Origin of the sequence: Ruegeria spongiae (genome assembly GCF_023502395.1) — a bacterium.
GTDB lineage: Bacteria > Pseudomonadota > Alphaproteobacteria > Rhodobacterales > Rhodobacteraceae > Ruegeria_C > Ruegeria_C spongiae.
Map to the genome: position 1 here is coordinate 23,481 of NZ_JAMFMB010000017.1, position 11,856 is coordinate 35,336.

The window sequence follows — 11,856 nt, forward strand, 5'->3', positions numbered from 1 at the left end:
TTGGACAAATCAGCTTCCGTCTTTTGCGTTCCGGTCAGCTTCTCTTTTCAAGATTGCGACAACGAACAGGATCGACGCCGCGAACAGAACCAGCATCTCACCCACGTCACCCAGAAACGCACTGTTCGCAAAAGCCCCCAGGGCCACATTCGCAAAATAGATGGCAAATACGACAATAGATGCTGCGAGGTACATATTCTGGTCTCCGGCTGGAATCGGCTCCTCTCCTTTTGTAAGCGCTTACATGAATAATGCAAGCGCTTACATTGCTGGCTTCCAATCCCATTTCGATGTGCTAGAAGTTAAGCAAAGACAAAGCACGAGTTTTGAAATGTCGAAACTGAGATCCGCGCCCACGCTCGACGACGTCGCCAGACAGGCCGGTGTTTCGACAGCTACGGTGTCACGATGCCTCAACGCCCCCGATCGGGTGGTCGAGGCGACGCGCCAGCGCGTCATGCAAGCGGTCGAGGCGCTTGGCTACACGCCGAATTTCGCCGCGCGCGTCATGGCCGCCAAACGCACCTTCACCATCGGCGCAATCATCCCGACCATGGAAAACGCGATTTTTGCACGCGGGTTGCAGGCGTTTCAGGAAGAGTTGCACAAGCGTGGCTATACGCTGCTGGTATCCAGCTCGGCCTACCGCCCCGAAGTGGAAGAGGAACAGATCCGCACACTGGTCGCGCGGGGTGCTGATGGCCTGCTGCTGATTGGTCACGATCGCAACCCGCAGATCCATGACTATCTGGAGCGCCAGAAAGTGCCCGCCATGGTGGCCTGGTCCTATATCCCCAACGCACGCGCGCCCTCGATCGGCTTTGACAACCGACAGGCTATGCAGGCGCTGGCAGACCGGGTAATCGGGCTTAACCATACCCGCATTGCGATGATTTCGGGCGTCAGCGAAGGCAATGACCGTGCGAGGCTTCGGATCGAAGGTGCTCGGGACGCCCTGCGCAAGCGCGGCCTGAACCCCGACTCTCTGTCCATCATCGAGACCTCATACGAGGTTGAAAACGGGGCCGAAGCCTTTGCCCGTCTCATCTCGCAAAGCCCGCACCCCACGGCGATCCTGTGCGGCAACGACGTGCTGGCCGCCGGGGCGCTGCGCCAGGCGCAAAGCATGGGGCTCAACGTGCCCGAGGATGTCTCGATCACCGGATTTGACGACATCGAGCTTGCCCGTATTGTCAGCCCCGCCCTGACCACGGTACATGTGCCACATCGCGAGATGGGCAGCAAAGCGGCGCTTGAACTGGTTGAAATGGTTGAAAACAGCACGCCCGGCAGTACCATCCGCCTGCAAACCGAAATCGTCGAGCGCCAGTCGCTGGGCCCGGCCAACAATAGCTGAGGCTGCGCGCTGCGCGGCCAAGAGGACCAGACCATATGCGTGACTTTCAGATGCCGGGCCGTTCCGAGGTTTTGGCGACAAACGGTATGTGCGCAACCTCGCACCCGCTGGCGGTGCAGACCGCCATCGACATTCTGAAACGCGGTGGCAACGCGATGGACGCGGCGATCTCGGCAGCGGTGCTGCTGGGCATATGCGAACCCCAGATGACCGGCATCGGCGGCGATTGCTTTGTGCTCTATACCCGCGCCGGATCGCAGCAGGTCCATGCCCTGAACGGGTCGGGCCGCGCACCGCGCGCTGCGGACCCAGTCGCCTTGCGCGCGACAGGTGCAAGCAAAGTCGATCCGGGCAGTGCCCATGCGGTCACCATACCCGGCGCGATCGACGCATTCTGCCACCTGTCCGAAACCGAGGGCCGGATCGGGCTGGATGCGATCCTGCACCCCGCGATCCACTATGCCGAAACCGGCGTACCGGTGGCGGCGCGGGTGGCTTTCGACTGGCAACGGGATGCCGCACATCTGCAGGGCGCGGCGCGCGACTATTATCTGCTGGGTGGCAGGGTGCCGCAGCCCGGTGAGATATTCCGCGCGCCGCAACAGGCCGAGGTCCTGCGACGGATTGCACACGCGGGACGCGACGCGTTTTATACCGGCGAGGTGGCCGAGGATATGGTGGCATCGCTGCGCGCGCTTGGCGGTGCCCATGAGTTGGACGATTTCGCCGCCGCAGGTTGCATGGAAGCAGCACCCATCGACGGCAGCTACAAATCCCTCGATCTGGTTGAACACCCGCCCAACGGCCAAGGGGCCACGGCGATCCTGCTGCTCAACATCCTCAGCCAGTTCGACCTGCCGTCGATGGACCCGCTGGGCAGCCAACGCGCCCATATCGAGGCGGAGGCCACCAAACTGGCCTATGACGCCCGCAACCGGTTCCTGGCCGACCCGGATCATACCCATCGCACCGCCCATATGCTGGACCCCGCCACTGCCCGCGCACTGGCGACGCTGATTGATCCGACAAAAGCGATGCCCGATCCCGCACCCTTGAGCGAAGAGGTGCACAAGGACACGATCTATATCACGGTCGTGGACCGGGACGGGATGGCGGTGTCGCTGATCTATTCGATCTTCCGGGGTTTCGGGTCTGGCATCGCGTCGGACAGGTTCGGCATCCTGTTCCAGAACCGCGGATCGGGCTTCACGCTTGAGCCGGGCCACCCGAACGAATTCGGCGGTGGCAAACGGCCCATGCACACGATCATTCCCGGCATGCTGCGCCAGAACGGCCGGATCACCGTGCCCTTTGGCGTCATGGGCGGACCCTATCAATCAACCGGTCACGCACGTTTTGTTTCCAATCTGGCCGATTACGGCATGGGATTGCAGGCCGCTCTGGACGCGCCGCGCTGCTTTGCCGATTCGGGTAAGCTGCTCGTAGAGCGCGGATATTCTGACATGGTGCGGCAGGAACTAACCGATCTGGGGCACGCAGTTGCGATCCCCGAGGTCGCCATCGGCGGCGCTCAGGCCATCCGGATCAGGGATGACGGTGTGCTGGAAGGCGCAAGCGATCCCAGAAAGGATGGCTGTGCCTTGGGATACTGACCGGATTGAGCGCCTGCGCGCTTAGTTCAGCTGAAAATGCAGCGGATAGGAACCGTCCTCGAACGGGCCAAACATGTCAGGAATATCAGGGTGTTGTACCGGTTCTCCGGAATAATCGGCAACCAGATTCTGCTCCGAGACATAGGCCACATAGTAGCTTTGGTCATTCTCGGCCAGAAGGTGATAAAACGGCTGTTCCTTGCGCGGACGGCTGTCTTCGGGAATGGCGAGATACCATTCCTCGGTGTTCGAGAATTCCGGATCAACGTCAAAAACGACACCACGAAACGGGTGTTTTTTATGACGCACGACTTGGCCCAAATGATATCTGGCGCGTGTCTTTAACATTGTACTATTGCCCCTACTGCGTTCCAGTATCCCGAAACCGGCGCGTTTTGTCCAACAGAAGTGCCCGTTTTACAAGGAAACAGACTGTGAACGTCGCTCGGACAGTGACCGGTTTTTTTGGCGTCCTGCGTCCTGCTCAAGGTGGGTTTTACGCCGTTGACCGCAGAAATCGAGCGGAAAATCCCGCTGACGTCGCGTTGCGCCCGGCCTCGGCGATCCGCCGCCTGACCTCTGAAGGGCAGAATACGGCGCAGAGGTGGCCATCTTGTTGAATCCTCCGGTGATTTCACGGCGAATGTGATTTCCTATGCGCAGGTTTTGCGGTATGATGGCCAAAAAAATAGGCAAGAGCAGATGAGCAGATATCTCAGCGCATTGATGCTGGCGCTTCTTTTGGCGTCTTGCGGGGGTGGGTCCTCGACCCCGCCGCGCAATCTCGACAACGCCTGCAGCATCGCCAAACAGCGCCCGGAATACATGAAGGCATTCAGAAAGACCGAACGCAAATGGGGCGTGCCGGTCCATGTGCAGATGGCGACGATCTATCAGGAAAGCCGCTACAAATCGAATGCGCGCACCCCGCATAAATACGCGCTGGGCGTGATCCCGATGGGCCGCCAGAGCAGCGCCTTTGGCTACAGCCAGGCGCTGGACGGCACCTGGGACGAGTACAAGCGCGAGACCCGCAAGCGCAGCGCCAAACGCAACCGCATGCGCGACGCGTCGGATTTCATCGGTTGGTACATGAACAAGAGCCTCAGTCGCAACGGCATCCCGCTGCATGACACGCGCAACCAGTATCTGGCCTATCACGAGGGTCATACGGGTTTTGCGCGCGGCTCGTATAACTCCAAATCCTGGCTGCTGCGCGTGGCCAACAAGGTGGATGCCCGTGGCGAGATGTACCGCCAGCAACTGGCCTTCTGCCGCTGAACCAAAAGCGCCGGGAGTGATTTCGCAACCACCCCCGGCGCCCTAATTCTCAGGCCACCTGAATACGCCTCAGAGGGTATCCAGACAGCGTTCCCGCATCAGCGTTTGTTGTCGGATGTCGCCGAAAAGAAACGCCGGTTGTACTTCTTGCCCTCTTCCAACTCGCCCAGGATCACCGTGGTCCGGGCACCGCTGCTGTCATGCACCACCCATTTGCGCAGTTCGACCGGATCGGCGGTGAACATCAGCTCGATCTTGCCGTATTCGGGGTTCTTGGGGTCCTGAGCGGTGACCACGGTGGCAGTGCCGTCAAACCCATGCCCCACCACCATATTGGCCTGACTCAGATTCACGTTACGCGCCAGGATCAGCGACAGGGGCGTTTTGCGCAGCGGATATTGCTCAGGCGGCTGGTTGGATTTCTTGTCATCAATGTACACCGTCCCCGCACTGACCAGAACCAGCGCGCTGTCGGGCGGGTTATATTCAAACCGCATCTTGCCAGGGCGGTCGATCCAGAGCTTCCCGGTACTCAAGGAGCCGTCATCATTGATCTGTGAGAAACTCGCCTCAGCGGTTTTCATCCCGTTGAGGTAGTTCGATATCGCGTTCAGCGGCAACTTATCCGCCGCCCAGGCCGCAGGCGCGGCCAGGGTAAAGGCGAGGGCAAAGGCAATCTGTTTCATACCACCTCAGATAAGGGCTCTGGCCCTGATGTGAAGCACCTATTGCTGCTCGGGCACAAGGATTTCACGTTTGCCGACATGGTTGGCGGCGGACACGATACCTTCATCCTCCATCTGTTCAACCAGTCGCGCGGCCTTGTTGTACCCGATGGCCAGTTTCCGCTGAATATACGAGGTCGAGCATTTTCGGTCCTTGATCACAATCGCCACAGCGGTGTCATAAAGCGCGTCCTCGCCATCGGTATTGCCACCGGTGTTCAAACCCAGCACCGCGTCGATATTGTCGGCCTTTTCGTCAGCCGGGCCTTCGACCACACCGCCGATATATTCCGCCGGGCCAAATTGCTTGAGGTGATTGACCACCTCTTCGACCTCTTCATCCGAGACAAACGGCCCATGGCACCGGGTGATCTTGGAGCCACCCGCCATATAGAGCATATCGCCCATACCCAGCAGCTGCTCAGCACCCATTTCGCCAAGAATGGTCCGGCTGTCGATCTTCGAGGTCACCTGGAACGAGATCCGGGTCGGGAAGTTGGCCTTGATCGTGCCGGTGATCACATCGACCGAGGGGCGTTGCGTGGCCATGATCAGGTGAATGCCGCTCGCCCGCGCCATCTGCGCCAGACGCTGGATGCAGGCCTCGATCTCTTTGCCCGCGACCATCATCAGGTCGGCCATCTCATCGACGATCACCACGATAAAGGGCAGTTTCTCGGGCGCGAATTCTTCGGTCTCGAACACCGGTTCGCCGGTCTCGTCGTCAAAGCCGGTCTGCACCGTCCGGCTGAACATCTCGCCTTTGGACAGCGCCTCTTTCACGCGACCGTTGAAGCCTTCGATATTGCGCACGCCCATCTTGGACATCTTGCGATACCGGTCCTCCATCTCGCCCACGACCCATTTCAGCGCGACAACCGCCTTTTTGGGGTCGGTGACAACGGGCGACAGCAGGTGCGGGATGCCGTCATAAACGGAAAGCTCCAGCATCTTGGGGTCGATCATGATCAACCGGCATTCCTCTGGCGTCAGCTTGTAAAGCAGCGACAGGATCATCGTGTTGATCGCCACCGATTTGCCCGAGCCCGTGGTCCCCGCGATCAGCAGGTGGGGCATCTTGGCCAGGTTCGCGACGACCGACTCGCCGCCGATATCCTTGCCCAGCGCCAGTGGCAGGCTCAGGTTGCTGTCGCCAAAGCCACGGCTGGCAAGGATTTCGCGCAGCACGACCTTTTCGCGGTTCTCATTGGGCAGTTCGATACCGATCACCGAACGGCCCGGCACGGTCGAGACCCGCGCCGACAGCGCCGCCATCGACCGCGCGATATCGTCGGCCAGACCGATCACCCGGCTGGCTTTGAGGCCGGGGGCAGGTTCCAGTTCGTACATGGTCACGACAGGGCCGGGGCGAACCGAGGTGATCTCGCCCTTGACGCCATAATCATCCAGCACGTTTTCCAGCATCCGCGCGTTTTCCTCCAACGCCTCATCGCTCAGGTGATGGCGCTGGATTCCCGACGGGTTGGTCAGCAGGTTGAGCGGCGGCAGTTCGAAATCACCGCCGCTGTCTTCGAAGGCCAGCGTTGGCTGCGCCTCGGCCTGGGCCCGGCGCGAGGGTTGCGGGGCGCGGCGCACAGGCTGGGCCACAACCGGCTTGCGCGGCTCGGCCACCGGGATCTTGGGCAGGGCCGGCGCGGACACAGGTTCAGGCGTGACCAGAGGCTGCACCTCGGCCGGTGCGCAATCCGACGGTTGGTAATCGTCCGGATCGTAGTCCAGTGGACCGGCGGGTTCCATCGACAGGTCAGGTCCCGCATCATAGCCCTGCACAGCCATCAGCGGCGGCTCGGACGGCAGGCCCATGTCAGCGGTCAACGGCGGCTCGGGCGGCAGGCCGTCCGGTTCCCCGCTATTGAGCACCAGCGGATCGGGACCACGGCCACGACCCTTGGTCAGTGGCCGGGTGGGATCGGGCGGAGGCGGGGCACCGGCGGCCTCTTTGCGGATGCGCACGGCGTCGGCGATCTTGGCGCTGATCCGGTCGTCGCCGGGCATGGCGTCGAACCCGACCACCGGCATCGCCTCGACCAGTTCGGGCTCGGGCATCGGATCGGCGCGGCGGATCAGTGAGGGCATCCGGGCCAGCAGGCCGCCCTTGGGTTCGGGCGCGGGATCGTCAAATACCGGTTCTTCGAGCACCGGGTCGATCAGTTCGGGATACACGGCCTCGGGGGCGTGACCAGCCGTCAGGCGCGCATCCGCCTTACGCTCGGCCCGCAGGGCCTGATGGTTGCGCGCGGCCTGTACCGAGGCGGCGGCACCACGGCCCAGCAGCGTCATCAGCGCGCCGTAGCCCATGATAAGATTGACCCCCACAAACCGCAGGCCGCGTTTGACCTCGGGTCCGGTGAACCCCATCACAAACGCGCCCAACGTCACCATGCCCAGCGCCATCAACAGCGACATCAGCTTGACCATGAAATGCGACCCGATCGGCAGCAGGGTCAGCAACGCCCCCATCACCGTATCGCCAAAAAGACCGCCCAGACCAAAGCTGTGCGTGGCCTTCCATTCGGCACCCGGGACCAGCGTCGCGGCATAGATCGACACCACGGCAATCCAGATCGGCGCAAAGATCAGCCGGGCAAGCGCGCGGTCCTCGCCGGAATGCGCCGCAAAGCGCAGGCCCCAGACGATCAGCACCAGCGCGATGCCCCAACTGCCCCAGCCCACAATCATGAACAAGGGTGCGGCGATCGATGCCCCAAGGCGGCCGGTCCAGTTCTGCACCGGTGCATCGGTCGAAACCATCCAGTTGGGATCGTCGGGCGTGTAGGACCCGATCATTGCCGCCGCCAGCAGCCCCAGCACGATCAGCGCAATGCCGATCAGTTCCTTGCCCCGCTTCTCGATCGCTGCCTGCATATTGCTGTCCAGCAGCGGATCCCGGCCGCGCGTGTTATATGCCATGCCTAACCTCGTACCCTCATCCATACACACAGTCGCGAAGCGTGATCAGCCCGCGCTGTAATTCTTCTTTTGGGGCCACCAATGCGGCCCGGATATATGATGCGCCCGGATTGCCCCCGGCCCCGTCCTGCGACAGATACGCACCGGGCAGCACCCGCACCCCGGTCTGCTGCCAGAGGTTCAGCGCGGTCTCTTCGCCGTTCTCGACCGGCAACCACAGGAAAAACCCCGCTTCCGGCGACATGTAGCCCTGCACATTGCCGAATATTTCATCCGCGATCCGGTACTTCTCACGATAGAGCGCGCGGTTTTCCTCGACATGCGCTTCATCGGCCCAGACCCGCGCGGCCGCCGCCTGCAGCGGTCCCGGCAGCGGCGCTCCGGAATAGGCGCGCAATTGCTTGACCCGCTTGATGGATTCCGCCCCGCCCGCGATCAGGCCCGAGCGCAGCCCGGCCAGGTTCGAGCGTTTCGACAGCGAATTGAAAAGCGTGATGCGTTCAGGGTCCGCACCCAGTTCCTGCGCCACGCTCAGGATGCCGGTCGGGGCGTCATGGCGGTAGATCTCGGAATAGCACTCATCGGCGAAGATGCGGAAATCATACTGCTCGGCCAGTCGGATCAGATCGGCCCAATAGTCGCGGCTGGCAACCGCGCCCTGCGGGTTGGCGGGCGAACAGATATAGGCCACGGCTGTACGGTTCAGGATATCCTCGGGCAGGCTCGTGTAATCGGGAAGATGCCCGGTCGCGGCAGTTGCAGGGACGAAATGAGGTTCTGCCACCACCGAAATCGCCGCCACCATATAGACCTGATAAAACGGGTTTGGCGTCAGAATGACGGGCTTTTTGCCGTTCTTCTCTTCGGGGCAAAGCGCCATCGCCGCATTATACAGCCCCTCACGCGTGCCGTTCAGCGACATCACATTTTTGTCGGCATCCAGCGTCACCCCATAGCGGCGTGCGATCCAGTCGGTGATCGCCGCACGCAGCTCGGGTGAGCCTTCATTGGGCGGATAACCCTGAAACGTATGGGCATTGTCGATGATGACCTGCGTGACCCAATCGGGGAACGCATGTTTCGGCTCGCCAATGGTCATATGCACGGGCTCACCGCCAGGCGCGTGATGGTCGAGCAAAGCGCGCAGACGCGGGAATGCATAAGCCGGTAGGTTCGAAAACCGCTCGGGGAACTTCATATCAACTGCCTCAACACGGGATCATTGGCGTCCCGTTTTGAAGCCAAGTTACAGATATGGCGCAGGCCCGTCCAGACAAAGCATTGCCGGGATTGGCAATTGTGGCATTCAGGTCAAGGCTGCCTCGACCGCCACACCAAGCCGTAACAGCGCCTCTTCCTGCTGTGGCGGGGCCATCATCGTCACCCCGCAACTGGGCGTCCGGGTGGGCAAAGTCAGCGCGCAAAGCCCCATCAGGTTGCCAACGCGGGTATTACGCAGCGCCAGCAGGTTCTCAGCTATGTAGTAGTCGTGATCGCTGAGCAACCGCTCGCGGTCGGGTGGCAGAATCGGGGCCGTCGGGGCCAGAACCGCGTCAAACCCGGCTGTGGCCGCGTCCCAGGTGGCGCGGCAGGCCTCAAGCTTGGCCCAGGCGGCGACATAGTCGGGGCCGGAAAAGCTCTTGCCTTGCCGGAACCGTTCCAGAATTTCGGGGAACATCGCGTCTGGCCGCGCCTCGATCACATCACGCCAAAGCCCGTAAGCCTCGGTGGTATAGAGCACACCACTGAGCGCCATCGCCTCGGGCAGTTCCGGCACCTCAAGCGGCACCAATTGCGCGCCCGCGCGTGACAGCGCCTGCAATGCACCGTGAAAGGCTTTGCTGGGCGCATCGCGGATGTCGTCCATCACAACAGTCTGCAACACCGCGAACCGACGGCCCTGCAGGCTGGCACCGCGCAGATCGGCGGGGTGCCCTCCCTCCAGCAACGCCAGCATCTGCGCCGCATCCTCGACCGAGCGGGTCAGCGGGCCGATGGTGTCAAACTTCAGACACAGCGGCACAACGCCCTCAAGGCTCACCCGCCCGGCAGTGGTTTTGAGCCCGACAAGATCGTTCCAGGCCGCCGGGATGCGCACCGACCCGCCCGTATCCGAGCCGACGGCGGAGGCTGCCAGATTGAACGCGACCGACGCGCCCGCACCCGAAGAGGACCCGCCCGGCACCGCCGCTTCGTCGTTGACGCAGGGCGGCGTTGCGGTGATCGGGTTCAGCCCGAGGCCGGAAAACGCCAGCTCGCTCATATGGGTTTTGCCGAGACAAACGCTGCCCGCGGCGGTGGCATTGGCCAACACCGCACCATCCTGATCGGGCACCCGGCCTTTCAGCAGCGCGGACCCGGATTCGGTGGCGGCACCGGCGCTGTCGACCAGATCCTTCCAACTGATCGGCACCCCGTCCAGCAGCGACAGGCGCTGCCCGGATTGGGCGCGCTTGCGGGCAGCTTCGGCCTCGGCCCTCGCCCGGTCATGGGTCACGCAGGAATAGATACGGTCGCGATGGGGATGCGCGTCGATGGCGTCGAGGTAGCACTCTGTCAGCGCCACCGGGTCGATTTCTCCGGCGGCGATTCCCCGCCCCAGATCGCTTGCCGTCATTGTCAGCCAGTCCTGCATCGCGCCCTCCGGTTTCAGTGATTGTGACGGTAGCGACAGGACCGCACATGGACAATCCCGATCAGGCGCGCATAGTGCGGCACATGAGCGAGACACAAGATATCCTGATCGTGGGCGGCGGGCTGAACGGCCCGGTATTGGCGCTGGCTTTGGCACAGGCCGGGCACAAGGTGGCGGTGATCGACGCCCTGCCCGTTCAGACCCGATCCGAGGACGGGTTTGATGGCCGTGGCTATGCGCTGGCGCTGGCCTCGCAGCGGTTGCTTGCCGCGATCGGTGTCTGGAACCGGGTCGCCGACCACGCCCAGCCGATGCTTGAGATCAAGGTCACTGACGGCCATGCAGGTGCCGGACCATCGCCATTCTTCCTGCATTTCGACCACGCCGAGATCGAAGAAGGCCCGATGGGCTATATGGTCGAGGACCGCCATCTGCGCCCCGCCCTGCTGGCCGCAATGGCTGAGACAGACGCGATCACGGTGATCAATGAACGCCGGGTTGTGGCGCAAGAAACCGATCACAACGGGGCCAGCGTCACGCTGGATGACGGCACCGAACTGACCGGCGCTCTGCTGGTGGGCTGTGACGGACGCACCAGCGGCACGGCAGGGCGTGCAGGCATCAAGCGCGCCGGGTGGGATTATGGCCAGACTGCCCTGGTCTGCGCCATCGAACATGACCTGCCCCATAACGGGATCGCGCATCAGTTCTTCATGCCGCCCGGGCCGCTGGCGATTCTGCCGCTGACCGGCAACCGCAGTTCCATCGTCTGGAGCGAGCGCACCGAAATGGCCCACCGCATCAATGCCCTTCCCGAGGAGGATTATCTGCAGGTCCTGCGCCCGCGCTTTGGCGATTTTCTGGGCGACATCCGGTTGCGGGGTGGCCGGTTCACCTATCCGCTGAACCTGACCATCGCCAATTCCTTTGTCGCCGAGCGGGTGGCGCTGGTGGGCGATGCCGCACATGGCATGCACCCGATCGCGGGTCAGGGCCTGAATGCGGGGCTGCGCGATATCGGCGCTCTGGCGCAAGTGCTGACCGAAGCACGCCGCCGGGGCGAGGATATCGGCTTCCCTCCGGTGCTGGAGCGCTATCAGCAATGGCGGCGCTTTGATACGGCGACGATGGCAGTGGCGACCGATGCGTTCAACAAGCTGTTCTCGAACGACAATCCGGCGCTGCGGATGGCGCGCGATGTCGGCATGGGGCTGGTCGGCTCCGTTCCCGGTCTGCGCCGCGCTTTCATGCGCGAGGCTGCAGGCCTGTCGGGCGATCTGCCGCTGCTGCTGCAGGGGCGGCAGATCTAGGCTG

Annotated in this window: 10 protein-coding genes; 4 read left to right on the top strand and 6 right to left on the bottom strand. The window is 62.5% G+C overall.

Annotation, left to right across the window (positions count from 1 at the left end; genetic code table 11):
- Positions 1-9 precede the first annotated feature (9 nt).
- A complete protein-coding gene (locus M3P21_RS13870; protein WP_249710716.1) occupies positions 10-195 on the bottom strand; it encodes a hypothetical protein in 186 nt (61 codons plus the stop codon).
- Between the two features lie 136 nt (positions 196-331).
- On the opposite strand from M3P21_RS13870, the gene M3P21_RS13875 reads away from it, so the two are divergent.
- On the top strand, positions 332-1,357 hold the full coding sequence (locus tag M3P21_RS13875; protein ID WP_249710717.1) for a LacI family DNA-binding transcriptional regulator: 1,026 nt from the start codon (positions 332-334) through the stop codon (positions 1,355-1,357).
- Between the two features lie 35 nt (positions 1,358-1,392).
- The gene (locus M3P21_RS13880) at positions 1,393-2,970 is read left to right on the top strand and encodes a gamma-glutamyltransferase family protein (protein WP_249710718.1); all 1,578 of its coding nucleotides are present in this window, start codon (positions 1,393-1,395) and stop codon (positions 2,968-2,970) included.
- A gap of 21 nt (positions 2,971-2,991) precedes the next feature.
- Here the strand turns inward: M3P21_RS13880 and hspQ are convergent, their stop codons facing one another.
- Entirely contained in the window at positions 2,992-3,318 is a 327-nt protein-coding gene (gene hspQ, locus M3P21_RS13885) for a heat shock protein HspQ (RefSeq protein WP_249710719.1), read from the bottom strand.
- Positions 3,319-3,672: 354 nt separating this feature from the next.
- On the opposite strand from hspQ, the gene M3P21_RS13890 reads away from it, so the two are divergent.
- A complete protein-coding gene (locus M3P21_RS13890; protein WP_249710720.1) occupies positions 3,673-4,251 on the top strand; it encodes a transglycosylase SLT domain-containing protein in 579 nt (192 codons plus the stop codon).
- A 98-nt stretch (positions 4,252-4,349) separates the two neighbouring features.
- Here M3P21_RS13890 and M3P21_RS13895 read toward each other — a convergent pair whose 3' ends face one another.
- The 4 genes from M3P21_RS13895 to M3P21_RS13910 form a co-directional block, all read right to left on the bottom strand.
- The gene (locus M3P21_RS13895) at positions 4,350-4,937 is read right to left on the bottom strand and encodes a LolA family protein (RefSeq protein ID WP_249710721.1); all 588 of its coding nucleotides are present in this window, start codon (positions 4,935-4,937) and stop codon (positions 4,350-4,352) included.
- A gap of 39 nt (positions 4,938-4,976) precedes the next feature.
- Positions 4,977-7,907 carry a DNA translocase FtsK gene (locus tag M3P21_RS13900; protein ID WP_249710722.1) on the bottom strand — a complete coding sequence of 977 codons (2,931 nt, stop codon included), beginning with the start codon at positions 7,905-7,907 and terminating at the stop codon, positions 4,977-4,979.
- Between the two features lie 16 nt (positions 7,908-7,923).
- On the bottom strand, positions 7,924-9,105 hold the full coding sequence (locus M3P21_RS13905; RefSeq protein WP_249710724.1) for an aminotransferase class I/II-fold pyridoxal phosphate-dependent enzyme: 1,182 nt from the start codon (positions 9,103-9,105) through the stop codon (positions 7,924-7,926).
- Positions 9,106-9,213: 108 nt separating this feature from the next.
- Complete coding sequence (locus tag M3P21_RS13910) at positions 9,214-10,542, bottom strand: amidase (protein ID WP_249710726.1); 1,329 nt, start codon at positions 10,540-10,542, stop codon at positions 9,214-9,216.
- 83 nt (positions 10,543-10,625) lie between these two features.
- Between M3P21_RS13910 and M3P21_RS13915 the strand changes: the two genes are divergently transcribed.
- Positions 10,626-11,852 (top strand): FAD-dependent monooxygenase, encoded by a 1,227-nt coding sequence (locus M3P21_RS13915; RefSeq protein WP_249710728.1) that lies wholly within the window; start codon positions 10,626-10,628, stop codon positions 11,850-11,852.
- Positions 11,853-11,856: the final 4 nt, after the last annotated feature.